This is a genomic window from Gemmatimonadota bacterium (genome assembly GCA_016719105.1).
In the GTDB taxonomy this organism is placed as follows: domain Bacteria; phylum Gemmatimonadota; class Gemmatimonadetes; order Gemmatimonadales; family Gemmatimonadaceae; genus SCN-70-22.
Genome location: JADKAQ010000014.1, coordinates 63,238 through 87,105 on the forward strand (window position 1 = coordinate 63,238; position 23,868 = coordinate 87,105).

The following is a 23,868-nucleotide window of genomic DNA, read 5'->3' on the forward strand; positions in this document are numbered from 1 at the left end:
CGGGGCGCCTCGATCACCGAGACGCCCCGTCGTGCATTCCTGACGCCGCGCGCCCCGACTCAGGCCAGGTCGAAGCGATCGAGCTGCATCACCTTGTCCCACGCCGCCACGAAGTCGCGCACGAACCGCTCCTTCGCATCGTCCTGCGCATACACCTCGGCCAGCGCCCGCAGTTGCGAGTTGGAGCCGAAGACGAGGTCGACACGCGTGGCGGTCCACTTCACGTCGCCGGTCACGCGATCGCGCCCCTCGAAGACGTCCCCGGCATCGGAGGTCGCCTTCCACGCCGTCCCCATGTCGAGCAGGTGCCGGAAGAAGTCGTTGGTGAGCGTCTCCGGTCGGTCGGTGAAGACACCATGGCGCGACTGCCCGTGGTTGGCGTTCAGCACGCGCAGGCCGCCCACCAGGACCGTCATCTCCGGCGCCGTCAGCGTCAGGAGCTGCGCCTTGTCCACCAACAACTCCTCGGCAGACACGGTGTAGTTGGTCTTCAGGTAGTTGCGGAAGCCGTCGGCCGTGGGCTCGAGCACGGCGTACGACGCAACGTCCGTATGGTCCTGCGTGGCGTCCGTGCGTCCTGGCGTGAACGGCACCGTCACGTCGACGCCGGCCTTCCGCGCCGCTGCCTCGACGGCCGCGCACCCGCCCAGGACGATCAGGTCGGCGATCGACACCTGCTTCCCGTCAGTCCGCGAGCTGTTGAACTCCCGCTGGATCGTCTCGAGGATCTCGAGCGCGCGGGCGAGCTTGCCGGGCTGGTTGACCTCCCAGTTCTTGGCCGGCGCGAGGCGAAGGCGCCCCCCGTTGGCCCCACCGCGCTTGTCAGAGCCACGGAAGGTCGAAGCCGACGCCCACGCCGTGGAGACGAGCTGGGAGATGGAGAGCCCCGATGCGAGCAGCGTGGCCTTGAGCGCCGCGATGTCGTGCGCGTCGATCTGCGCATGGTGCGCGACCGGAATCGGATCCTGCCAGATCAGCTCTTCCGACGGGACGAGCGCGCCGAGGTAGCGCGAGCGCGGCCCCATGTCACGATGCGTGAGCTTGAACCACGCACGCGCGAAGGCGTCGGCCAACTGATCCGGATGCTCGTGGTAGCGGCGCGAGATCTTCTCGTAGATCGGGTCCATGCGCATCGCCATGTCGGCGGTGGACATCGCCGGGAGGACCTTGACCCCGGGACGGTGCGCATCGGGAACGACCCTCGCCTTCTCCTTGTCGGTCGGCTCCCAGATCCACGCGCCGGCCGGGCTCTTCACACACTCCCACTCCCAACCGAAAAGCGTGTCGAAGTAGCCATTGTCCCACGTGGTGGGAGTCGGGGTCCACGCCCCTTCGAGCCCCGAGGTCGTGGTGTGTTCGCCCTTGCCGGTACCGAGCTGGTTTCGCCAACCCAGTCCCTGCTCCTCGATCGGCGCCCCTTCGGGCTCGGGCCCAACGAGAGCCGGATCACCCGCGCCGTGCATCTTGCCGAAGGTGTGGCCACCGGCGGTGAGCGCGACCGTCTCTTCGTCGTTCATCGCCATGCGCGCAAACGTCTCGCGGATATCCTTGGCCGACGCGAGAGGGTCCGGCTTGCCGTTAGGCCCTTCGGGGTTCACGTAGATGAGCCCCATCTGCACGGCCGCCAGCGGATTCTCCAGTTCACGTTCGCCGGAGTACCGCTTGTCGCCGAGCCATTCCGCCTCGGCCCCCCAGTAGATGTCCTCCTCGGGCTCCCAGACGTCGGCGCGACCGCCGGCAAAGCCGAAGGGCGTGAGTCCCATCGATTCGATGGCGCAGTTGCCCGCGAAGACCATGAGGTCGGCCCACGACAGGCGGTTGCCGTACTTCTGCTTGATGGGCCAGAGCAGCCGGCGGGCCTTGTCGAGGTTGCCGTTGTCGGGCCAGCTGTTGAGCGGGGCGAAGCGCTGCGTCCCGGAGGAGGCGCCGCCACGGCCGTCAGCCGTGCGATAGGTGCCGGCGCTGTGCCAGGCCATGCGGATGAAGAGGGGGCCGTAGTGCCCGAAGTCGGCCGGCCACCAGTCCTGCGAGCGCGTCATCAGCTCGAACAGATCGCGCTTGAGCGCCTCGAGGTCGAGCTTCTTGAACTCCTCTGCGTAGTTGAACGTGGCGCCGAGGGGATTGGACTTGGCGGAGTGCTGATGGAGAATCGCCAGGTTGAGCTGATTGGGCCACCAGTCCCGGTTCGACCGTCCCCCTGCGGTGGCCGCCGTGGGTGCGTGGTGCATCACCGGGCACTTGCCGCCGTTCCCGCCGGATGTTCCGTCCATATATGGCCTCGTCGATCGTGGCTTGAGGATTGAGCGGTACTGTCGTGCTTCAATCTATCATGAAGCGGCTCGCCGGCCGTCCGGTTTCCGGCGCGCCGCACCCGGCCGCGTCGACGCGCGCACTGGTGGCCGCCCCCGCGCACGCGCTATTGTCGACCGCATGTCCAACCGAAACCGACTCGCCATCGCGCTGGCCGTGCTCTCGCTCGCGCTCCTCTGGCCGGGGCTGGTGCAGCCGGCGCTCACGATTCGCGCCACGATCGAACTGTTCGGCGTCTCGCGCGAGATCACCAATGAGACGCGCAGCGTGGTGGGCGCCGTCCGGTCGTTGCACGCGTCGGGGAACCTCTTCGTCGCCGGACTGATCGTCCTCTTCAGCATCGTGGTCCCGATCACCAAGGCCGCGCTGCTCCTCCCGATCTTCGCGCTGCGCGGCTCGGCGACGTCGTACCGGCTGTATGCGCTGGTCCAGAGCATCAGCAAGTGGTCGATGGCCGACGTCTTTGCGGTCGGCATGCTCATCGCCCTGCTCGTGGCGAAGGGGACGGCCAACCTGTCGGCCGTCGCGGGGCCGGGCTTCTACTACTTTGCCGCCTACTGCCTGGTCTCCAACGCCGCCTTCCAGGCGCTGCGGATCGAGCGCCCGGCATCGTCGATGTAGGGGGCGACCGCCGTCGTCACGAGCGGCCGTCGCGCGGAATCGCTATTTCGCCGCCGGGTCGCCGCGCTTGGCGGCGATGCGGAACTTGGCGACCGGCAGGCTGTCGAGCGTCACGATCCCTTCGATGGCGTCATCGCTCACGAAGGCCCCGTCGTGCTCCAGGCGCTTTCCCTCGGGGGCCGTGACACGGAAGCGGAGGCGCTTCCCTTCGCGCACGACATTCCCGATCGGCCCGGCCCCTTGCCCCGGGACCATCGCCGTCCCCGCCAGGTTCGCTCCGGCCTGCGTGAAGGTGTAGTTCACCGGCACGACGAGGGTGCTGTCGCCGAGCTGCACGGTCGCGGTCCCGCTCCACAACCCCACCAGGGTCGGCATCGACGCCGGTGCGGGGGCGCTCGCCCGGCGGGACTGTGCCCCCGCCGAGTCGGCGGCGACAAGGACGAGCGCGGTGGTAACGACGAGCGGCAGGACGCGACGCAGGAGCATGCTCCACTCCGAATAGGGGTCAACAGGTGCGGAGTGATACCGCGCCGGCGAGAGAAAGTACCATGTCGGGACGATCGGGGGAGCCGGCGACCGCCATCTCGCGCGCCACGTGCGCCCGCCCCGCGCATGTCAGAGCAGTGTCAGAAGTGTTCCACGACATCGCCCATACGAGCACTCGAGCGCACCTTCGTGCCGCCGCGCTCCCAACGCTGCACAGCGATGCCCCTCATCAGGACTCCCCTCTCCTTTGGTGCGTGACATGCCTGTTCGACGCGGAATGCTCGTGGCCATGCTGCTGCTTTTCGCTCGCCTCCTTCCGGCGCAGGTCCGGCACGTCGGCGACCTCAACACGCGGGAGCTCCGCGCGCTCGATCGCGCGCGCACGGTCGTCATTCTCCAGGGCGGCATGCTGGAGGAGCACGGCCCGTACTTGCCAGCGTTCACCGACGGCATCCTGAGCGCGCGCCTGACGAGCGAGCTCGCAGCCGGGATCGCGCGGCAGCGCCCCGGCTGGACGGCGCTGATCTTTCCGCCGGTCTCGGTTGGGGCGAGCGGCTCCAACGAGATCGGGCGCCAATACTCGTTTGCGGGGACGTACGCCGTGCGTCCGTCGACGCTTCGGGCGGCGTTCGTCGACCTCGCGAGTGAGCTGGGGGAGCAGGGCTTTCGCTGGGTGCTGGTGGTGCACGTCCACGGGTCGCCACTCCACATCGGGGCGCTCGACGATGCATCGGACTTCTTTCACGACACGTACGGCGGGACGATGGTGAACCTGTGGGGGCTCATCCCGGTGCTGGGCGGATGGGGGAGCGCCATGTCGATCATGACGCCGGACGAGAAGCGCGCTGATGGGCTCTCGCTCCACGCGGGGATGGACGAACACAGCCTGATGCTCTACCTGCGTCCGGAGCTCGTCGCCCGCGACTATCGTCAGGCACCCGTCGTCTCTGGCGCGAACTACGCCGAGGCCTTCGCGGTTGCCAGGCGGGAGGGATGGCCGGGCTACCTCGGCGCACCGCACCTGGCCACCGCCGAGTTCGGGGAGCGGATCTGGCGCTCCTTCTCGGCGGCGACGGAGAAGACGGCGCTGGAGATCCTCGACGGCCGGGACCCGGCGAGCTATCCGCGATACGTGACGTACCTCAAGTCGCAGGCGCCGTATCGCGAGTGGATCGACTCGTCGATGGTCCGCGATTCGCTCGCCGGCAGCCGCCTGTCCAGCTGGCTCGCGCGGCGTCCGCGCTGAGCGGCCGGCGCGCACGGTCACCTAACCAGTCCGTGCATTTCGGCGGTTCGTCCCGCAGCCGCCAGAACCGTCGCTGCGCCAGCCGCCCGGCGCTCGTGCGGGCGGCCGAGGCTGGCCTCGTTCCCCGAGGGCCGTATATTCGGGCATGACGACTCGTCGACGATTCCTCGGACAGACGGCCGGGCTGCTCGCTGCCGGCTACCTCGGTGCCCCGGAGCTGCGCCGCGTGGGCGCTCACGCTCCCCTGCGCATCCTCATCCTCGGTGGGACCGGATTCATCGGCCCGCACATGGTGCGACGCGCCATCGCCGGCGGACACAAGGTCACCCTGTTCAATCGCGGGCGCAGCAATGCCGACCTCTTTCCCGACGTCGAGACGCTGACGGGGGACCGGGACGGGCAGCTCGACGCCCTGCGCGGCCGCGCCTGGGACGTGGTGATCGACAACAGCGGCTACGTGCCGCGCCACGTGCGCGACTCGGTGCAGCTGCTGGCGCCTAACGTGGGGCGTTACATCTTCGTCTCTACGGGGTCGGTGTACGCGGCGGGCGAACCCCGGTACGACGAGGACTCGCCGCTGCTCAAGGCCCCCGATCCGGCGAGCGAGGAAGTCAACAAGTACTACGGCGAGCTCAAGGTGCTCTGCGAGCAGGCGGTGCGTGAGGCGTACGGCGACAAGGGGACGATCCTGCGGCTGCACATCGTGGCGGGACCGGGCGATCCGACGCACCGCTTCACCTACTGGCCGGTGCGCATCGCCGCCGGGGGCGAAGTGATTGCGCCCGGCGAGAAGGACGCGACCGTCCAGCACATCGACGTGCGCGACCTGGCCGACTTCGCGCTGCGCTGCGCGGAGCAGGGACATGGCGGCATCTACAACGTGGCCGGTCCCGCCGCCTCGCCGATGACGTTGGCGACCTATCTGGAGGAAGTGCGCGTCGGCGTGAAGTCGGCGGCGACGTTCACCTGGATCGACCACGCATTCCTGGCCGAGCGCAAGGTGGCGTTCCCGATGGTGATGCCGCCGGCGATGCGCGGCCTGTCGCGTGTGAGCGCCGCGCGCGCCGTGGCCAAGGGGCTCACCTTCCGTCCCGTGCGCGAGACGGCCGCCGACACGCTGGCCTGGTTCAAGAGCGCGCCGGCAGCCGCAACGAAGGATCTCACGCTCGACCTCGAACGTGACGCGCGGGTGTTGCGCGAGTGGAAGGCCAAATAGCGAGGCCGACCGGTCCCGTTCCCCGACTCCCCCGTCCCGAGTTGCCATGCGCCGAACCCTGATTGCCCTGGTCACGTTAGGCGCCGTATCGGTGGCGGCGAGCGCCCAGTCGACCGACCGCCTCTCGAAGGAAATCGCCCGCATCGAGCCCGCCTCCGGCGGCCAGCTCGGGGTGGCCGCCGTGCACCTCGAGAGCGGCCGAAGCTTCTTCTACAAGGCGGACGACCAGTATCCGATGGCCAGCACCTACAAGGTGCCGATGGCGGTGCAGGCCTTCACGCTCGCGGAACAAGGGAAGCTCGACCTCAACCGAATGGTCGCGTGGGACACCACCGACCTGCACATCGGGAGCGAGGCGTTCCTGCTCTTCCGGAAGCCCGGCTTCGCCATGTCGGTGCGGAACCTCATCGAGACGATGCTGATCCTCTCGGAGAACAACGCCACCGACCTGGTCCTGGCCCTCGACGGTGGCGGCGCCGCGGTCACCAAGCGCCTGCGCGACGCGGGGATCACCGACATGCGCGTCGACCGGCCGACCGCCGAGATCATCGCCCATCCGTTCGGCATCACCGACATCTGGACCAACGGCAAGTTCGATCGGTCGAAGTGGGAGCGGCAGTATGCGGCGCTGAGCCCGGCCCGCCGCGATTCGGCAGCGTACTACTATGCGCGCGACCCGCGCGACCATGCGTCGCCCCGGGCGATGCTGACGCTCCTGACCAAACTCTGGAAAGGCGAATTGCTCAACACGGAGCACACCGCGGCGCTGCTCGACATCATGTACCGATGCGAGACCGGCGCCGGGCGCATCAAGGGGATGCTCCCGATCGGCACCAAGGTCGCCCACAAGACGGGGACGTATCCGGGGACGGTCAACGACGTCGGGATCATCGACCTCCCCGACGGAACGCACGTCGCGGTGGCGCTCTATCTCAAGCAGTCGAGCAAGATCGAGGGCAAGGAGCTCGAGGACGCGATCGCCCAGTCGGCGCGCGCCGTGTACGACTTCTTCCTCTTTCGCGACTGACGGCCGGCGCGCGGGGGAGATAGGGGGCGGGGGGCTCGCGCCAGCGTTGCATCCGCTGGCGCCCGGGGAGCCGGAGGGGCAATTTCGGCGCGCCGCCGATCCTCCATCCTCGTGCTCCCAACCGTCGCCATGCACCGCCTCCCCGCACTCCGCGCCATCGCGCGCGTCGCTCCGCGGCTCGCTCCTCTGATCGCTGCGCCGCGTGTCACACCGCTCGTCGCGCTGACGTCCGCTCGGCTCGTGATCCTGCCCGTCGCGCTCTCGGTCCTGCTCGTCGGCGCGTCGCGCGTGGCCAACGCCCAGCATATCATCGGGGCCCGTGACGCGCGCGCCCTACGCGCCGACAGCGTCTTCCAGCGGTTCGACCGCACCGACGCTCCCGGCTGCGCGCTCGGCGTCTATCAGGACGGCAAGGTCCTCTACGCGCGGGGCTACGGGATGGCGAGCCTGCAGAATGGCATCGCCCTCTCACCGCGCTCGGTGCTCGACGTCGGGTCGATCTCCAAGCAGTTCACCGCGATGGCCATCCTCCTGCTGCAGCAGGAGGGAAAGCTCTCGCTCGACGACCCGATCCGGAAATACATCCCGGAGATGCCGGCGTACGCGGACAAGGTCACGCTTCGTCGGGCCTTAAGCCAGACGAGCGGGCTGCGCGACCTCTACGTGATGTGGGGGCAGACGGGGCGCGCATTCGCCGGCGACACGATCGACGCGCTCCGCGTGATCACGCGCTCGGCCGAGCCGAACTACGAGCCGGGGGCGCGCTACCTGTACACCAACTCGGGGTGGATCCTCGCGGCGCAGATCGTCTACCGGCTCACCGGCAAGACGCTCGCGCAGTTCGCCGAGGAGCGCATCTTCAGGCCGCTCGGCATGTACGACACACGCTACCTCTCCGATGCCTCGATGGTCATTCCCAACCTGGCCGACAGCTACGCCCCTCGCACCGGTGGCGGGTTCCGTCTCGCGCGCTCGGCGTATGACGGCGCGATCATGGGGGCCGGCGCGGTACAGACGACCGTCGAGGACTTCGGCCGCTGGCTCAACAACTACGACGCCGCCACGATTGGCGGTCGCCAGATTCTCGAGACGATGACGACGGCGACGACGCTCAACGACGGATCACCGGCGACGTCGGGCGCCAACACGGCGTATGCCGTCGGGCTGAGCGTTGGCACGCTGCGCGGGTTGCGCGTGATTTCGCACGGCGGGAGCTGGGCGGGTTTCCGCGGCCACTTCCTGCGCTTCCCCGAACAGCGTTATGCAGTCGCGACCTTCTGCAACTTCTCGACTTCCGGTCCCGATTCGCTGGCGCGCAAGGTGGCGGGGATCTACCTCGGCGACCAGATGCAACCCGACAGCGCGGCCATGTGGACCGCATCGCTAGCCGCGGCGCCGCACCGAGAGCTCCCGGTGGAGAGCCTGCGGAGCCTGGTGGGCGTGTGGCGCAACGATGAGCGCGGCGAGGTGCGACGCACGCGTCTCTTGGGTGACTCGTTGGTCGCCACCGGTGGCGAGCGCGTGCGCCTCGTCCCGATCGCGGGAGAGCGCTTTCGCGCTGGCTCGGGCATCGAGATCAGCTTTGCCGGAGCCGCCGCGCGCCCGCAGCAGATGATCGTCCGCACGACTGGGGAGACGGTGACCTTCACGCGCGCGGACACTGCCGCGCTGACGCCTGCGGCGCTCGCCGAGTATGCCGGCGACTACCGGAACGAGGAGGTCGAGGCGACGCACACGTGGAAGGTCGAGAAGGGTGACCTCGTCCTCTACTCCAATCACCGTCGACTGGGTGTGCTCGAGCCCACGTACAAGGACGGCTTCACCCGCGGTGGCTCGGTGATCGACGTCCAGCGCGACGCGAAGGGGCGCATTACGGGCTTCGTGGTGGAGTCGGGGCGGGTGCGACACCTGCGCTTCACGCGGATGAAGTGAGGCGGTCGCAGCTTCGCGTCGCGGGCGAGGGCGACCGCCGCGCGTGACCGGTGCGTGGGGCTTGGGGGCCCGGGCACGTTTGTCCCGTCGTGTCATATGAAACCCCGGCCCCCCTCACCAAGTCCGGGATGACCACTACTCGACCACCGGATGGCCCACCCAGCACTCCCACCCCCAGACCTCGAAGCGTCGCTCGAAGCGCTGCACGAGGCGAGCTTCGGCTGGGCGCGGAATTGCTGCGACGGCGATCCGGACGACGCCGCGGACGTCCTGCAGTCGACCTACGTGAAGGTCCTCTCCGGGAGCGCCCGCTTTTCCGGGCACTCGTCGTTCAGGACCTGGCTCTTTGGCGTCATTCGACTCACCGCGCTCGAAGGCCGACGGAAGGGAGGGCGCGAACTCTCCCTGGACGGGCAGCCGGAGCCGGAGGCGCACCTGCGCTCGGCCGACGCGACGCTCATCGAGGCGGAGGAACATGCGGCACTTCGCACCGCGCTCGACATGCTCCCCGATCGACAGCGGGAAGTGTTGCACCTGGTCTTTCAGCAGGACCTCAGCATCGCCGAAGCCTCGACGATCATGGGGGTGTCGCTGGGTTCGGCCCGCGTCCACTATGAACGAGCCAAGAAGCGCATGCGCACCCTGCTCACCGAAGACGGACACGGCCGCGATGTGCAGGCCAGCCGGCACGACGCCCCTGAGGTGAAGGGGCCACTGCCTGGCGACGACACGAGGGAACGCTCATGACGCCCGACGACGATCTGGACGAGCTGCTGCGACATCGCTTTGCTGGAGTGCGGGACGCCGATGCCCGGCGCGCCCCCGCCTTTGGCGAGATGGTCGCGCGTGCCCGCGCGGCGATCCCGGCCGAGCCGGTGGTGCCGATCGAGGTGCGGTCGCCGGCCACGCGGTCGCCGATCGCGCCGGCGGCTCCGCAGCGGCGCAGTCCGTGGCGCTGGGTGGCCGCGGCGGCGCCACTGGCCGTGGCCGCAGGACTCGCCGGCATCTGGCTGGCCCCGAGCCGCGCGGCCGATCGTGAGTTCGAACGCCTGGTCTCCGAATGGTCGCGGACCGAGCGCGCCCTCAATGCCCCGACCGACGGACTGCTCGCCGTGCCGGGTTCCGAATATCTGCGACGACTCCCTGCCCTCGGTTCCGGGGCGGGGGCTACACGGAGACCCTCGTGATCCCCTTCCCCATCCCTCGCCGTCGCCTCCTCGTCGTGGCGGTGTCGCTGCTCGCCGCCGTTAGTGCTCCGGCGGCGGCCCAGTCGGCCCCCTCGGTCGACGACCCGATCACCCGGACGCTGTTCGAGCCGGAGCTGATCATGAAGCACCGTCGCGCCATCAACCTCACGGACGAACAGCGTGATGCAATCAGTCGGTTGATCAAGGAGCTGCAGGGCCAGGTGGTGAGCCTGCAGTGGGAGCTGCAGGATCAGGTGGAGTCGCTCGCCTCGGAATTGGCGCGTCCGCGCGTGGACCTGGATCGTGCGCGCGATCGCCTCGAACGCGTCATGCAGACGGAGCGCAAGATCAAGGAGGGGCATCTCACGCTCCTGGTCCGCATCAAGAACCTGCTCTCACCGCAACAGCAGGCGACGCTCTCCAAGCTGCGCACCGAGCCGTCGGCCAAGGAAGGCGTGGAGGAGTAGGGACCACCGGGAAAAGCGACGGGGCTGACGCGATGCGCGTCAGCCCCGTTTTCGTTCGGCGTGCAGCGTCAGGCCTTGGGCCACCAGACGAAGCCGACGCCGAAGCGGAACGACGCGGCGTCGATGTCGAGGTTGTTCACCGAGAGGTTGCCGACGTCGACCTTGGTGAACTCGCCGCCGGTAAACTTGAGCGAGAGGTCCAACGCGACCTTGCGGGTGAGGTAGGTGGAGAGCCCGCCGCCGAAGGTGACGGCGCCGCCGCTGAAGCTGATCTTGCCGGCCGCCTCTCCGTTGACCGACGCATCGCTCACGCTCACGGAGCGCCCGCCGGCGGAGGCCTCGAGATACGGGACCCAGCGGCGCAGCGAGTTGGCGAAGTGGAAGCGCGCCCCCACCTCGGCGTGCGCGAGGTCCCACTGTCCCACGATGGTGCTCCCCGACTCGAGGTCGATGCGCGAGCCATCGACATGCACGAAGCCGGTGACGATGCGGTTGAAGCCGTAGCCCAGCCGCAATCCGAAGCCGCCACCACCGACCGCATCACCGTTCTCCACCGTCAGTGACGTGCCCATGAGATGGGCGCCGAGGGAGAGCCCGCGCGTGGTGGAGGCCTGCGCGGAAGCCGCCGCGGGGGCGAGCAGGAGCAGGGCGCCCAAGCGACGGACAGCAGGCGCGATGAACCGGGGGAGAGGCGACATGAGCATGGCCCTGGAAGGAGCGGAAACGGGTGGGGTCCCCCGGTGGCCAAGCCACCGAGGGACCGCGGAAATATAGGACGGGCGCGTAAACAGTCGGACCCCGCGTCAGAGGATCCAGCCGAGGAGGACGATGTCCTCGACCGGCTCGACGAGTTCCTCGACGAGGTCGAAGACATCGTCCGACATCCGCATGACCGACTGGACCATGCGCACCTCATCCGGGGTGAGCGGCTGGCCGCTCGGGCCGCGCAGGGTGGGGGTGGCGGCGGGACCGGTAATGGTGATGTAGGGCTTCCCGTTCCAGTTGATGGCCCCGTTGACGGTTCCGGCGGTGCCGTTGAGCTCCACGCGCAGCGTGTTCTCCTGGTGCTTGGCGGTGAACGAGACCTTCCCCTCGCCCTCGCGCCCGTCCTGCACGCCACGCACCGTCCCGGTCACCGTGAAGTTGCGAGGCTTCACCGAGAACTCGAAGTCGGCATCGAGCACGGTGCCAGTCGCGACCTTGCGCCCGTCGAGGCCGACGGTGAAGTCGAGCCGCTCGGTGCCGTCAGTCGCAAAGCCGCTCACGTCGATGGAGCTGGCGGTGGTGCCGATGTCGACGCGCGTGCGGTAGTCGAGCGTCGTGCTGCCGCGGGTGACGACGAGCAGCCGCAGCGCGATCGCCTCGCCCGTGCCGGCCCCCTCGTCGATCAAGTCGGCGCGTCCGATCTCGCGCGAGACGTTCGGCTTGCCGTCGGCATTCAGTTCATAGACGATGAAGCGCGTCCCGTTGGCCGGCGCACCGGTCCGCGCGGAGTCGATGACGTACTGATCCTTCGCGACGTTGTAGACGAGCGTGCGACCGAGATGACGCGACGAGATGACCGTCTTGGCGAAGCTCGTCCGTGACGCCTGTGCAGCGGCAGCGCGGAAGAGGTCGAGGGCGTACTGCCGCGACGATGACTCGCTGGCCAGCCCGGGGAGTGCGCGCATCGCCGCGACCGTCGCGCTGGCCGACATGGGGGTGCGCCCGGCGAGTGCCTGCACGCCGGCGAAGCCGTCGGAGGCGAACATCTGCTCCAGCGCCTGGTAGTCGGCGAGGGTGGCGTTGGCATCAGGGGTGTTGGCGAGCGGCGCGGTGGCCTGCTCGCACGCTGCGGTCGCGGCGAGGAGCGCGATCGTCGCGCCCTTCAGCACCCCCCGGAAACGAATGGCTGCAGTTCCGAACATGGTCGTGTCTCCCTCCCGCCGTCGCGCGGGTCGCTGGTTGATTCCGGCCTTCCGGGAGTGGGTGGCGCGAGGGGGCGGGTTATATGACAGGGGAGTGCAGGCCGTGACTTGCGCCGGCCGTGAGCCGTTGAGATTGTGCAGCCATGGCACTGCAGCTCGAGGTCGTATCGGCGAACGGTCCGCCGGCGCTCCTGGCGATGGCCAAGGCGCTCGTGGGCGAGTACGCGGCGATGCCACACATCGCCGGGCGATGGGCGACGCCGGAGGCCGACATCTCGGCGTTGCCCGCACCCTATGTCCTCCCTGCCGGCATCCTCCTGGTGGCGCACGAGGACGCCGAACCGATCGGCTGCGGGGCGCTGCTCGCCTTTGCGCCGGGCATCGGCGAGATCAAGCGCGTGTACGTGAGGCCGCAGGGTCGGGGGCGCGGCGTCGGTGAGGCGGTGACGCGGGCCCTCATCGACTGTGCGGGACAACTCGGCTTCGACCGCGTGCGACTGGACACCGCCCCGGAGCTGCTCGCGGCGCGCGCGCTGTACGAGCGACTCGGCTTCGTCGCCATTCCCCACTATCGCGATGGACTGCTCCCCGGCACGCTGTGTTTCGAGCGCAGCGTGCGCGGGGTGCAGGACGGTGGCGCCGGGGCGGCCTAACGAGCGTCGGTGACGGGCTTCGGAGCAGGACCGCCCCTGGCCTCCGCTGTCGAGCGTGCCATGACCGTACTCACGAGCCGTCCGAGTTCGGCGTGCTGGAAGGGTTTTGCCATCGCGGCCATGAAGCCTGCCTCCCGGTAGTTGGCCATCGTGGGGTCGTCCGAGTAGCCGCTCGCCACGATCGCACGCGCCTGCGGGTCGTGTTGGAGGATCTCTGCCATGGCCTGCCGGCCGCCCATCCCGCCGGGAATCGTTAGGTCCATGATGAGGAGGTCGAACGGCCGTCCCGCCTGCATGCGCTCCAGGTAGCGCTGCACGGCGTGCCGCCCATCCGCGACGGTCTCCACCGAGTACCCCCATCGTTCGAGCGTCCGGCGCAGCACCAGCTGCACGGACGGTTCGTCGTCGAGCACCAGTATCGACCCGCTACCCGACGGCACGTGTGACGGCGCGGATGTCGGCTCAACCTCCACCTCGCTGGACGCGGGGAAGAACGCGCTGAAGATCGTCCCGCTCCCCACCCGTGACTCGAACGTGAGGGTCCCGCCGTGGTTGCGGCAGATGGCGAACGCCGTCGCCAGTCCAAGGCCGCTGCCGCCGCTTCGAGTGGAGAAGTACGGATCGAAGACGCGGTGCCGGATCGACTCGGCGATCCCCGTGCCATTGTCGATGAAATCGATGCGCACGAACCGCGCGTCGCCGGTCGCCGCACCAGTAGGCAGGGCGCCGTGGAAATTCGAGGCGCGAACCAGCAAACGCCCTCCCTCCCCCGTCGCCTGTTGTGCGTTGATCACGATGTTGCTCACGACCTGGCTGAACTGGCCGCTGTCGACGTGCGCATGCCACAGATCGCCCGGCACCTCCACATCCACCCGCATGTGCGAACCGGCTCCGGCAAGGCCGACGGTATCGCGCAGCAGACGCCCGACATTCGTGATGCGACGAACCGGCGCTCCACCCTTCGAGAAGGCAAGCAGCTGCTTGGTGAGGCGGCTCGCGCCGATCGCCGCCTTCTCCGCATACGCCAGCATCTCCTGCTGCTCGGCAGGATTCCCATTCTTCGCGAGCGTGACATGGCCCACGATTGCCGTCAACGCGTTGTTGAAGTCGTGGGCGATGCCTCCGGCGAGAACGCCGAGCGCCTGCACCTTGTCCTCGCGCTGTCGCAGCTCCTGTTGTCGGTGCTCCTCGGTCGCATCGCGCACCGTAACAAGGAGGCACGACCTTCCGCCCAGCGTGACCGCGCTCCCGCGGAGTTCCGTCCAGCGTGGGCCACCGGGAGCATCGGTCCAGCAGTCGTCGATCGCCGGTTGGTCGCGCTGTTCGCCTCCGAAGAGCCGCGAAAGGGCGTGGCCAAGCCACGCAGGCTTCAACTCCCCGACCGTCGCCCCGCGCGTCACGGCGTCCGCGCCGCACAGCGCCTGGGCCGGGCCGTTGAGATCGACGATGTGCCGTGTGTCGGCGTCGAGCAGGAAGATGGGTACCCCCACCGCGTGAAAGAGGGCGCGATAGCGTTGCTCCGACTCAGCGAGCGCGCGCTGCGCGCGCCCTCGCAGCACGTACAGCACGCCGAGGAGGACCAGGGCGAGGCCCAACAGTGCGCTCCCCGCGATGAGCCAGCGCAGCTTGTCCCGGCGCGACTCGGCCAGTGCCGACATCGTGGCGAGGTCGCGCTCCCGCTCGCGCGCCTGATAGCGCGTCTCGAGCTCGGCGATGCGGCCGCGCGTGGCGCTGTCGGAGAGCGTGGCCTGCAGCTCATGAAAGCGCCGGTAGGCAAGGAAGGCCCGACCGGTGTCTCCAACCGCCAGGTGCGCCTTCGAGAGCCACTCCAGTTGAATAGCGGCGTCGTGCCGGTCGTTGATCTCGAGCGCGAGCGCGATCGACTGCTCGAAGAGCGTGATCGCGGTCCTCGCATCGCCGCGTTTCAGCTCAATCTCCGCCAACGCCCCTCTCGTGCGCACGAGTCCGTCCTTGTCGCCGATGCGCTCGCGCACCGCGAGTGCCTGCTGGTGGAAGGCGACGGCACGGTCGGGTTCCTTGAGCTTCTCGTACGCGTGCCCGATGTTGCTCAGCTCCTTGGCCAGCCCGTACGGGTTGTTCGCGGCGCGGTCGTTCGCCATCGCGCGCTCGAGGTACGGCAGTGCTTCCCGCGGCCGATCGAGCTCGAGGAGCGTGAGTCCGACATTGTTGAGCGTATTCGTGAGGTTCGACTTCGGCCCGAGCCGTTCATGAATGGACAGTGCGCGCTTCAGCGCGGCGAGCGCTTCCTGCTTCCGCCCGAGGTCGACGTACACAAGCCCGATGTTGTTGTGCCATCGCGCCACCGCGATCTCGTCACCCATGGCCTCACTGACCTGCAAGGCGCCGAGGTAGCCCCTCAGTGCCGCATCGTAGTCCCCCTGCATGTAGTGGATCGCGCCGACAAGCGAGCGTGTTCGCGCGAGCAGCGCCGAGTTCCCGCGCGGCTCCAGTAGCGTCCGCGCCCGCTCCGCCGCGACCGTCGCGGCGGCGTAGTTGGCGCGACGCCATTCGACGAACCCAAGCTGATAGGCGGCTTCGGCCGTTGCCGTATCCGCCAGCGCCATGCGCGCCGCGCGCTCTGCGCGCTGGGCTTCGCCGAACGCGCGATCGTAGTCGCCCGTGGTCTCCAGGGCGAAGCTGCGAAGCACATGCGCGCGCACTTCCAGCGACGGCGACGAGTTGGCTTCGAGCAGTGTCAACGCCTCCTGCGTCAGGGCCAGGACCGCGGCTGACTGCTCGCGACGCGCGTCGGCAAGCGCGAGGAGGAGTGGAATGCGTGCGGAGCCCTTTGCCACCGCGAGCCGGCGCTCGAGGGCAGCGGTGTCGCGAGCCGTCGGAGGTTGTGGGGTCGCGGCCGACGCGGCGACGAACAGCGTCACGAGGCAGCCGAGGAGCGGTGCGACCAGACGGGTCGGACGCATGGCGTCGATCACGCGGGAGGGAGGTGCCCCGATGCCCTGCTCAAGCGTTGGCCGCCCATGCGGGCGGTTCGAGGGAGACACCGGCTGGGGACTGCACGCGCCACAACCAGCCGCCGGGGCGTATTGGATTGTACCACGGATGTCGTCATCCAAACAGGTCCGGCATCCTTGCGGTCGAAGCGGAGCGTGGGTCGCCGCTAGATTTCCCGCATTCCCGCCAGGCGCCTGCCCTGTACCCCGCCTCCAGCGCACGATGAGGGGGGCGGGGGGGGGCGGGGGGGGGGGCAGAGGTCGCCCCAGCTAGCCGGGGCGGCGTTGCCGGCCTGGCTGGCCCGCGACGCGGTCGATAGCAGGGCGTACACCGAGGCCAAGACCGGGTTCGTTCGTGCGATCGACCAGAAGGCTCGGGCCTGGGCGGGGAGCACGGCGACGCCGCGACGCACGCGGGGGGCAGCGTGCCGTCGACGGATCGGGTGCAGCTCCGCATCACGCTCCCTGCGGCGCTGCGCGCCACCATCGACGACGCTCGCCTGCGCTGGACTCCCGAGGTCGCGACCAACAACCCGGCGCACCTCACCCTCATCTATCACGACGAGGCCCCGGACGTCGCGCGGCTGTCAGCTCGGCTTGCGCACGCATGTACCGAGCAACGGCCCTTCGTGCTACGGCTCGGAGCCGTGCGGCAGTTCGCACCACCCGATGCGGGGGCCTTTCTCGAGGTGGCCGATCCGCAGGGCGGAGTGCGCCGCCTGCGCGAGCTGGTCCTCGCCCCGCCGTTCACGTCGCGTTCGCGCTTCGGGCTGCACGTCACCGTGCTCCATCCGGCCTACGGCGCCCGCCTCGCCGAAGCGTGGCCTTCCCTGCTCCAACTGGCGCATGCCGGCACGTTCACGGCGGATCGGGTAGAGTTGATCGCGGGACGTGGCGCCGCCACTCGCACGCTGGCGACCTTCACACTCGGCGGCGGTTCGACTGCCGGCGCGTGATCGGCGCGCGCCGAAGTCCTGCACGGCGCCCCCGGCGCCTGACGAACGTGCGAGCATCCCGAGGGGACACAGACGGTTACTGCAGATCAGCCATCCACACTGTGGAGGAGATCACGACGTCGGGGGCATGGGGATCGCGCCGCAGCAACGCGGCGAAGTCCTGCACGCAGGCGTTGACCCCCTCGGCCTGGCGCGCCGCCGGGATGTGCAGCTCCATCGCCACCCGACCAATGCGCGACAGCGTGCCGGTGGTGCGCATGATCCCCCACTCGGCCCCCTCGCAATCGAGCTTGAGCCAGGCGCATCGCTCGATTCCATGCGTCTCGAACACCTCGTCGAGCGTGACGCACTGCACCGTCTCGGAACTCCACCCGCTCCGTTCGCGCGCGGCGCGCGCCTCGCGGGACAGTCCCACCGTCGAGCCCGCGGTGGCCTCGGCGCTCCACGTGATGGTCATCTCCCCGTGCTCGGCCATCACCGCCTGCTGCACCGGCGTGACGTTCGTGATGCCGTTGGCGGCCAGGTTGCGCAGGAGCGAGGCGTAGTTGGCGGACGCCGGTTCGTAGGCGATGATCCGCACATCGGGATGCAGGGCGGCGAGGATGATCGATACGCCTCCGATGTGGGCCCCGATGTCGAGGACCGTGTCGCCAGGCGCAAGGGTCAGCGACGTGAGATTGTAGGTCCCGCGGGCGAACTCCTCGAGTACGTTCGCCGCCCACCTGGATCCGTGCACGTCGGCCAATCGCACCACGCGGCCGGCGATGTCGAACTCGACCTGGCTCAGCGTCGGGTCACCCTCTACCGCTCGCGTGAACTGCACCGCCGCCTCTGCGTAGTCGCGCCGGAGGCCGAAGTAGCGCCCGGCCATCCACCGGGTCGCGGGTGTGACGGAGTCCTGCGCGAGCAGCGGGGTGAGGGCGGCCAGCGCGCTGGAATAGTCGCGCGCATCCAACGCACGCCCCGCGACCGCGAGCGGGTCGGCCAGGCGGTCCCGGGAGAGCGTGGGGGTCCAGGACATCATCATGCTCATCGGACGACTCGGCGCGCGGGCGGCGTGGGACGCGGGCGTGGCGTGCACCACGCAGGACCTTGGAAGTATCGGCCCGCGGTGCGCGGCCTTCACCGGTCGGGTCATCCCGCGCGCCGTCCGTCGCCGACCGGGATGCGTGGAGCGCGCGACTTCTGACGCAGCCCGGACATGACGAGGCACGATGCGCGCTGGTGGAAATGTGCGTCGACCGGCAGTGTTGCGCCGGCGAGGTGGTGACATCGACACGTGGATGCCGCACGCCCTCGCCCAGTCCCTTCATCGTTCGCCCCAGGACGTCGCGTGCATCATCTGTCCCGTCTGCTGCGCTCACCGCGCCTGCTCGCCGTCGCCGTCACGTGCAGCGTCGCGTGCGCCCTCGCCTCGACCGCGAGGCCTAGCGACGCACAACAAGTCGCGACCGGCTTCGAACGGCGAGAGCTCACCATCCCGATGCGGGATGGGGCGAAGCTCTTCGCCGTGGCGCTCCTCCCGACGGGGCGGCATGAGCCGCTCCCGATCCTCCTCGTTCGCACCCCCTTCTCGGCCGAAGGGGCGGTACGAGGGGCCCAGCTCCCGCCGATGTACCGTGAGCTGGCAGAAGACGGGTACATCTTCGTCTTCGAAGACGTCCGGGGGCGTTTCAGGTCCGAGGGGGCGTTCGTCGTGAATCGACCGCAGCGCGATGCACGTGACCCTCGCGCGACCGACGAATCGACCGACGCGTACGACACCATCGACTGGCTGGTGAAGCAGCTGGCGGGAAACAGCGGCGCGGTTGGCGTGATGGGGGCGTCGTACTCCGGCTGGCTCGCGGGGCTGGCCGCCGTGGACGCGCACCCGGCGCTCAAGGCGGTCTCGCCGCAAGCGCCGATGACCGACACCTGGATGGGCGACGACTTCTTTCATCAGGGGGCGTTCCGCCAGACCTCGGGCGTCGAGTTCGCCGCGCTGATGGAGACTGACCCCAAAGGCTTCACATTCCAGACGATCCCCGCATACGACCACTACGAGTACTATCTCCGGTACCCGACGCTGGACTCGCTGGCGAGGGCGACCGGCGTCTCGCGGCTGCCGTCATGGGTCGGTTACAGCACGCACCCCACGTACGACGCCTACTGGAAGGCACGGGCGATGCAGCGGGTTCTCACGAAGGCAGAGGTCCCGCTGCTCTTTGTTGGAGGATGGTGGGATCAGGAAGACATCCTCGGCGCACAACTCGCGTATCAGACGGTTGAGCGCTCGGACACCAGAGGGTGGAACCGCATCGTACTCGGTCCGTGGTATCACAACGGCTGGTTGCAGCAAGGGGGCGACTCGCTCGGTCCGCTCGCACTGGGGAGCAAGACGTCGGACTTTTTCCGGGCCAGCATCCTGCGCCCGTGGTTTGCCCACTACCTGCACGGCAAGGGGACCGCGGACTTTCCGGAAGCGTGGGTCTTCGAGACGGGGGCCAACGCGTGGCGTACGCTCGACGCGTGGCCGCCCAGGGATGCTCGGCCGCGCCAGCTCTACCTTCGGGAGAATGGCGCGCTCTCGTTCGATCCGCCTCGCTCCGCGCCAGCGCACGGGCGCACCGCGACGCCGGTCGACCCGGCACACACCGCCGAGTACGACACGTTCGTGTCAGACCCGGCGCATCCCATTCCCTACCTCCCTCGGCCCGACAACGGCGACGGCTGGCGCACCTGGCTGCTGCAGGACCAGCGATTCGTGGACCATCGGCCCGACGTGGCGACGTGGGAGTCGGAACCGTTGACGGAAGACCTCACGATTGCCGGCGAGGTCGTGGCACGCCTGTTCGCCTCCACCACGGGGAGCGATGCCGATTGGGTCGTGAAGCTCATCGACGTCTTCCCCGACAGTGTGCCCACCAACCGCACGTTAGGCGGCTATCAGCTCATGGTGAACGCCGACATCATGCGCGGCCGCTACTGGAAGGGCTTTGGTATCGCGACGCCCATCGTCGCCAATGCGGTCACGCCGTTCACCGTCGACCTGCACCAGCAGTACTATCGCTTCCTGAAGGGGCATCGCCTGATGGTGCAGGTGCAGAGCAGCTGGTTTCCCCTGTACGACCGCAACCCGCAGACCTTCGTCCCCAACATCTTCGGCGCCCGGCCGAGCGACTTCCGCGCGCAGCGGCACCGCGTGTGGCACACCCCGCGGTATCCGTCGCACGTGGCGGTGCAGGTGCTGCCGTAGCGACGCCATCGGACGGCCCGCATCGGGCAAAAGAGGCCGACGTCACCTACTGTCACACGAGCTGACACGCAGTCGACGCCCACGCACGGCACATCAACGCGCCGTGTGTCGGCACGAACGGACGACAACCAGCGCCGAGGCACATGCCCCGGCGCTGGTTTCGCTTGCGGCACAACACGCGGACTACCGGAAGCGGAACTCCGCCGTGTGCGTCGTGCCGTCCGTCAGCCGCGCGACCAGGCGCCGGCAGCTCCCCCTGTACGCCTTGTCGGTCTTCCACGTGAATTCATAGCGCTCGGCCACGACCTCGTACCCCGAGCCAATGATGTTCGGCCGCAGGAGGTCGCCGAGTCGTGCCCCCGTGTCGCACGACACCTGCTGCACCCCCGACGTCGAGGCAAAGACGTTCATCCCGTAGTCTGCACCGAGGGTGAACCTGATGGGGACAAGGTCGCCCGCGGTCAGCTCGTTCACTGCCGGGGTGGCGACGATCGGTTCGAAGAAGCCCGAGAACGGGAAGCGCACGTTCACCTTGATGGTGCGCGAGCGCATCGCACCGTCCTTGTCGGTCACGCGTGCCATGATCATCGTGGGACCAGGGCGCGTGAACCGATGCGTCACGACGAGCGGCGCCACGATCGACTGTAGCGCACCCGTCGCGGCGGGCGTCTCGTCTCCCCAATAAATGGCGTACGTCCATGGAGCGTCGGCCACCCCCGGATCGATCACGCCAAGCGTGAGCGTGTAGGGCTTGCCGAGCGTCGCCCACACATCGCCGGTCATCACTGGCTGCGGGGCGGCGTTCTCGATCCGGACCGGGCGCGTGTACTCGTTGGAGTCACCGTCGCGATCCATGACGGTCGCGCGCATCGTGCGCATGCCGTTGTCCACGGTGGGACAGGACACGCTGCTCGCGGCGCCAAAGGGGCCATAGCCGGCACCGTCACCACAATCGAAGGCGAAGGTCAGGCCGGCATTGCCGATGTAGCCTGGCACCGACGCATTGGCCAACGCGAGGGCGATCGGGCTCCCCTCGCGCACACCCAACGGTGCCGTGAGGGTAGCGATTGGTGGGACACGGCTCGATGGCGGCGTTGTCCGTCCGTCGGCCGCCAAGCCCCAGCAGGTCACCCGACTGTCGGTCATCACCGCGCAGGTGTGGTATCCCGCGGTGCTCACCTGAACCGCCCCCGTGAGGTTGGCCGGTACCGTGGTCGCTCCTAGTGCATTGTAGCCCCAGCAGGCAACGCCGCCGTCGGCCTTGACCGCGCAGGCATGCGCATGGTTGGCATCCACCTGCGTGACGATACCCAGGTTGGCCGGCGGATCGGCCACTCCCATCCCCCTCCCGCCCCAACAGATCACGCTGCCATCGGTGCGCAGGATGCATGTCTCGTTCTCACCGGCGCTCACCTGGCTCACGTTCGTGAGTCCCGGCGGCACGTTGATCTGCCCATCGCTGTTGCCCCCCCAACAGGCGACGGTCCCGTCGAGCTTGAGCACACAGGTGTGATGCCATCCAGCGCTCACCTGCTTCACCACACCGAGCGTCGGCGGTATCACGCCTTCGCCGGAGTGCGTGTACCCTCCCCAACAGACGGCGATGCCATCGTCCTGCAGCGCACAGCTATGTCCGCCGCCAGCATCGACGTTCACCGCGCGTCGCAACGTCGCAGGGACGGTCGCCTGTCCGTTGCCGTTGTAACCCCAGCACGTCACGCCGCCGTCGCTCAGGAGCGCACACGTGTGATCCCAGCCCGCGCTGACCTGCGTAGCCGGGCCCAAGTTGGCGGGGACTCCGAGCAGGCCAAGGCGATTGTTGCCCCAGCAGGCAACGGTGCCGTCGACGCGGACGGCGCAGGTATGCTCATGACCGGAGCTCAGCTGCAAGAACCCACCAGCCGACACCAGCATGGGTGATGCGACCGCTGGGGATTCCTGTAGCGGCGTGACAGGGTCCGGGCTATCGCACGCCCCGACGAACAGCCCCAGAAGGGCTGCCAATGGCAGGATGCGTTTCATGGTCGACCTCCTGTTCCAGAGATCTGGGAGGTGGTCCTCCCTCTTCTCCCCCGGCGGCGAGAACTCGCGGGCGTGCACCGTGGCACTGGCGTCCGGAGGCCATCTCCGAGGTGGCGGGGCTCACCGGGGGGCGCGGCGGGACTCTGATCGGCCTGTGGCCGTCGAGTCGAACCGGCACGAGTGCATGATGAGGCGCCGGCTCAAAGAAAGCAGTCGGGAGACCGGATCCAGTTGCGGCTCGTCTCCCCGTAGACGGGCGCGTGGCACTCGGGGGGTGCGATGCAGGATCGATTACAGTCGCGGCTGCTGAGCCTCTCGCCACTTTCGTGGCCTTCTTCCACGTCGCATCGTACGCGCCGTCAGGGCCGCTCGTGCATCACGGGAACCCGCCAGGTATGCCGTTCGCTCTCTCTCGCACCGATCTCGCATGAGCGTCGCCAACTGCCCGACCTATCAGCCGCAGATGAAAACGGGCGCGTCGGTCGACGGAAGCGTTAGGCACACCCTCCCCTCGCCATCGTGTACCGCATGAGCGCCCAGATGACCGTTGATGGTCGCGCCATCCCGATCGGGACGGTCCGATTGCACTTCCAGTACTTCCTCGACGACGGCCCACCGCATGCCTGGATCGACCTCGTCGCCGATTCGTCGAACGCTCGACTCGGCGGCATCGCGATCAACTGCCTCGACGTCGGGGACGTCCCGGCGCTCGCCGACCTCGAGGGGCGGACACTCTCGTTCGGCAACACCGAGGCAGTACATGGTGCGGAACTGGGCGACAGCGTGTGCTGGCTGCCGGGAGACGACACGCTGGAGGTGGAGTCGTTGCGCATCGCCTTCGGTCGCGTGGACAGCGGCGCGCTCCCCATCGCGCTCGACGCCCGGTGCTTCGATCACCATGGTCGAACCGGGATCGCCGTGCGGGTCGTGGCCACCATCGACCTCGGCACGACCTAGCGTAACGCAGGAGGAAGGCGAGTGCGCAACCGCTTGCGTCGTGCGCCGCGGCCGGTTGATCGTAGTCCACGCACGCGGCGGTGATCGCGTCGACGGTCGCCACCACCCAATCACCCCACGAGGTCGCGCGACATGCCGCACTCCCCGGACGGTCCCCTGCTCGATGCCCTGCTTGACTCGTGGGACCGGAACAACACGATCCTGGTCAATCTGCTCCTCGCCCTCCCCGAGGACACGATGATGCTGCGCGCGATGGATGGAAGTCCAACGTTCGCCCAACTGTTCGCGCACATGCACTACGTGCGGCTGGTGTTCATCGCCGAAGACGCCCCGGAGTTCGCCCGGGCGCTACCCGAGCAGGAGTGGTCGGACGCGCACGAGCAAGGCCGCCTGGCCGAGATGTTGCGCGACAGCGCCGCGGCCGTGCGGGATGCAGTGCGTCATCGTATATCGTTAGGCATGGCGATGGAGCAGCACTACGACCATCCGCTCCTCCTGCTGCAGCACATGCTCTGGCACGAGGGCTACCATTACGGCCAGATCAAGCTGGCACTCAAGCTGGCGGGACGGCCCATGGCCAACGCCGACGCTGGCCCCATCTCCTGGCGGGTCTGGATGAACAAGACCACCACCGCGTAGGCGCGCGACGGACGCCCCACGCCGGAGCGCCCCCT

20 protein-coding genes are annotated in these 23,868 nt (G+C 68.7%); 13 read left to right on the forward strand and 7 right to left on the reverse strand.

Annotation, left to right across the window (positions count from 1 at the left end):
- Positions 1-59: 59 nt before the first annotated feature.
- Positions 60-2,270 (reverse strand): catalase/peroxidase HPI, encoded by a 2,211-nt coding sequence (gene katG / locus IPN47_14940; protein MBK9409311.1) that lies wholly within the window; start codon positions 2,268-2,270, stop codon positions 60-62.
- 160 nt (positions 2,271-2,430) lie between these two features.
- Here katG and IPN47_14945 point away from each other — a divergent pair, with 160 nt between their 5' ends.
- Positions 2,431-2,931, forward strand: a complete 501-nt coding sequence (locus IPN47_14945) for a paraquat-inducible protein A (protein ID MBK9409312.1) — start codon at positions 2,431-2,433, stop codon at positions 2,929-2,931.
- Between the two features lie 42 nt (positions 2,932-2,973).
- Here IPN47_14945 and IPN47_14950 read toward each other — a convergent pair whose 3' ends face one another.
- Positions 2,974-3,417 (reverse strand): hypothetical protein, encoded by a 444-nt coding sequence (locus tag IPN47_14950; protein MBK9409313.1) that lies wholly within the window; start codon positions 3,415-3,417, stop codon positions 2,974-2,976.
- Between the two features lie 259 nt (positions 3,418-3,676).
- Between IPN47_14950 and IPN47_14955 the strand changes: the two genes are divergently transcribed.
- The 7 genes from IPN47_14955 to IPN47_14985 all read left to right on the forward strand — a co-directional run bounded on the left by IPN47_14955 (position 3,677) and on the right by IPN47_14985 (position 10,492).
- The gene (locus IPN47_14955; protein MBK9409314.1) at positions 3,677-4,663 is read left to right on the forward strand and encodes a creatininase family protein; all 987 of its coding nucleotides are present in this window, start codon (positions 3,677-3,679) and stop codon (positions 4,661-4,663) included.
- 145 nt (positions 4,664-4,808) lie between these two features.
- A complete protein-coding gene (locus IPN47_14960; GenBank protein ID MBK9409315.1) occupies positions 4,809-5,879 on the forward strand; it encodes an SDR family oxidoreductase in 1,071 nt (356 codons plus the stop codon).
- Positions 5,880-5,925: 46 nt separating this feature from the next.
- On the forward strand, positions 5,926-6,906 hold the full coding sequence (gene bla, locus IPN47_14965) for a class A beta-lactamase (protein ID MBK9409316.1): 981 nt from the start codon (positions 5,926-5,928) through the stop codon (positions 6,904-6,906).
- A 240-nt stretch (positions 6,907-7,146) separates the two neighbouring features.
- Positions 7,147-8,838, forward strand: a complete 1,692-nt coding sequence (locus tag IPN47_14970) for a beta-lactamase family protein (GenBank protein MBK9409317.1) — start codon at positions 7,147-7,149, stop codon at positions 8,836-8,838.
- Positions 8,839-8,988: 150 nt separating this feature from the next.
- Positions 8,989-9,585, forward strand: coding sequence for an RNA polymerase sigma factor (locus tag IPN47_14975; GenBank protein ID MBK9409318.1), 597 nt, complete (start codon positions 8,989-8,991; stop codon positions 9,583-9,585).
- The gene (locus IPN47_14980; protein ID MBK9409319.1) at positions 9,582-10,025 is read left to right on the forward strand and encodes a hypothetical protein; all 444 of its coding nucleotides are present in this window, start codon (positions 9,582-9,584) and stop codon (positions 10,023-10,025) included. Before IPN47_14975 ends, IPN47_14980 begins: the two co-directional genes overlap by 4 nt.
- Positions 10,022-10,492: a periplasmic heavy metal sensor gene (locus IPN47_14985; protein MBK9409320.1), complete on the forward strand. Its 471-nt coding sequence runs from the start codon at positions 10,022-10,024 to the stop codon at positions 10,490-10,492. The genes IPN47_14980 and IPN47_14985 overlap by 4 nt, the downstream gene beginning before the upstream one ends.
- Before the next feature lie 68 nt (positions 10,493-10,560).
- Here the strand turns inward: IPN47_14985 and IPN47_14990 are convergent, their stop codons facing one another.
- Together IPN47_14990 and IPN47_14995 are read right to left on the reverse strand one after the other, a co-directional pair.
- Positions 10,561-11,196, reverse strand: coding sequence for an outer membrane beta-barrel protein (locus IPN47_14990; GenBank protein ID MBK9409321.1), 636 nt, complete (start codon positions 11,194-11,196; stop codon positions 10,561-10,563).
- A 99-nt stretch (positions 11,197-11,295) separates the two neighbouring features.
- Positions 11,296-12,399 carry a hypothetical protein gene (locus IPN47_14995; protein ID MBK9409322.1) on the reverse strand — a complete coding sequence of 368 codons (1,104 nt, stop codon included), beginning with the start codon at positions 12,397-12,399 and terminating at the stop codon, positions 11,296-11,298.
- Between the two features lie 143 nt (positions 12,400-12,542).
- Here IPN47_14995 and IPN47_15000 point away from each other — a divergent pair, with 143 nt between their 5' ends.
- Positions 12,543-13,052: a GNAT family N-acetyltransferase gene (locus tag IPN47_15000; GenBank protein ID MBK9409323.1), complete on the forward strand. Its 510-nt coding sequence runs from the start codon at positions 12,543-12,545 to the stop codon at positions 13,050-13,052.
- On the opposite strand, the gene IPN47_15005 is transcribed toward IPN47_15000, so the two are convergent.
- On the reverse strand, positions 13,049-15,994 hold the full coding sequence (locus tag IPN47_15005; GenBank protein MBK9409324.1) for a tetratricopeptide repeat protein: 2,946 nt from the start codon (positions 15,992-15,994) through the stop codon (positions 13,049-13,051). The genes IPN47_15000 and IPN47_15005 overlap by 4 nt on opposite strands.
- A gap of 455 nt (positions 15,995-16,449) precedes the next feature.
- On the opposite strand from IPN47_15005, the gene IPN47_15010 reads away from it, so the two are divergent.
- Positions 16,450-16,980 carry a 2'-5' RNA ligase family protein gene (locus IPN47_15010; GenBank protein ID MBK9409325.1) on the forward strand — a complete coding sequence of 177 codons (531 nt, stop codon included), beginning with the start codon at positions 16,450-16,452 and terminating at the stop codon, positions 16,978-16,980.
- A gap of 76 nt (positions 16,981-17,056) precedes the next feature.
- On the opposite strand, the gene IPN47_15015 is transcribed toward IPN47_15010, so the two are convergent.
- Complete coding sequence (locus IPN47_15015; GenBank protein ID MBK9409326.1) at positions 17,057-18,007, reverse strand: FkbM family methyltransferase; 951 nt, start codon at positions 18,005-18,007, stop codon at positions 17,057-17,059.
- Between the two features lie 306 nt (positions 18,008-18,313).
- Between IPN47_15015 and IPN47_15020 the strand changes: the two genes are divergently transcribed.
- Positions 18,314-20,215, forward strand: coding sequence for a CocE/NonD family hydrolase (locus IPN47_15020; protein MBK9409327.1), 1,902 nt, complete (start codon positions 18,314-18,316; stop codon positions 20,213-20,215).
- 183 nt (positions 20,216-20,398) lie between these two features.
- On the opposite strand, the gene IPN47_15025 is transcribed toward IPN47_15020, so the two are convergent.
- Complete coding sequence (locus IPN47_15025) at positions 20,399-22,237, reverse strand: PxKF domain-containing protein (protein ID MBK9409328.1); 1,839 nt, start codon at positions 22,235-22,237, stop codon at positions 20,399-20,401.
- 528 nt (positions 22,238-22,765) lie between these two features.
- Here IPN47_15025 and IPN47_15030 point away from each other — a divergent pair.
- Both IPN47_15030 and IPN47_15035 read left to right on the forward strand, forming a co-directional pair.
- On the forward strand, positions 22,766-23,194 hold the full coding sequence (locus tag IPN47_15030; protein MBK9409329.1) for a hypothetical protein: 429 nt from the start codon (positions 22,766-22,768) through the stop codon (positions 23,192-23,194).
- A gap of 132 nt (positions 23,195-23,326) precedes the next feature.
- Positions 23,327-23,833, forward strand: a complete 507-nt coding sequence (locus IPN47_15035) for a damage-inducible protein DinB (GenBank protein MBK9409330.1) — start codon at positions 23,327-23,329, stop codon at positions 23,831-23,833.
- Positions 23,834-23,868 lie beyond the last annotated feature (35 nt).

Coding starts and splice junctions, on each gene's coding strand:
- katG (MBK9409311.1), bottom strand. CDS start 2,270: ATGGACGGAACATCCGGCGGGAACGGCGGCAAGTGCCCGGTGATGCAC.
- IPN47_14945 (MBK9409312.1), top strand. CDS start 2,431: ATGTCCAACCGAAACCGACTCGCCATCGCGCTGGCCGTGCTCTCGCTC.
- IPN47_14950 (MBK9409313.1), bottom strand. CDS start 3,417: ATGCTCCTGCGTCGCGTCCTGCCGCTCGTCGTTACCACCGCGCTCGTC.
- IPN47_14955 (MBK9409314.1), top strand. CDS start 3,677: ATGCCTGTTCGACGCGGAATGCTCGTGGCCATGCTGCTGCTTTTCGCT.
- IPN47_14960 (MBK9409315.1), top strand. CDS start 4,809: ATGACGACTCGTCGACGATTCCTCGGACAGACGGCCGGGCTGCTCGCT.
- bla (MBK9409316.1), top strand. CDS start 5,926: ATGCGCCGAACCCTGATTGCCCTGGTCACGTTAGGCGCCGTATCGGTG.
- IPN47_14975 (MBK9409318.1), top strand. CDS start 8,989: ATGGCCCACCCAGCACTCCCACCCCCAGACCTCGAAGCGTCGCTCGAA.
- IPN47_14980 (MBK9409319.1), top strand. CDS start 9,582: ATGACGCCCGACGACGATCTGGACGAGCTGCTGCGACATCGCTTTGCT.
- IPN47_14990 (MBK9409321.1), bottom strand. CDS start 11,196: ATGCTCATGTCGCCTCTCCCCCGGTTCATCGCGCCTGCTGTCCGTCGC.
- IPN47_14995 (MBK9409322.1), bottom strand. CDS start 12,399: ATGTTCGGAACTGCAGCCATTCGTTTCCGGGGGGTGCTGAAGGGCGCG.
- IPN47_15000 (MBK9409323.1), top strand. CDS start 12,543: ATGGCACTGCAGCTCGAGGTCGTATCGGCGAACGGTCCGCCGGCGCTC.
- IPN47_15005 (MBK9409324.1), bottom strand. CDS start 15,994: ATGCGTCCGACCCGTCTGGTCGCACCGCTCCTCGGCTGCCTCGTGACG.
- IPN47_15015 (MBK9409326.1), bottom strand. CDS start 18,007: ATGATGATGTCCTGGACCCCCACGCTCTCCCGGGACCGCCTGGCCGAC.
- IPN47_15025 (MBK9409328.1), bottom strand. CDS start 22,237: ATGAAACGCATCCTGCCATTGGCAGCCCTTCTGGGGCTGTTCGTCGGG.
- IPN47_15030 (MBK9409329.1), top strand. CDS start 22,766: ATGAGCGCCCAGATGACCGTTGATGGTCGCGCCATCCCGATCGGGACG.
- IPN47_15035 (MBK9409330.1), top strand. CDS start 23,327: ATGCCGCACTCCCCGGACGGTCCCCTGCTCGATGCCCTGCTTGACTCG.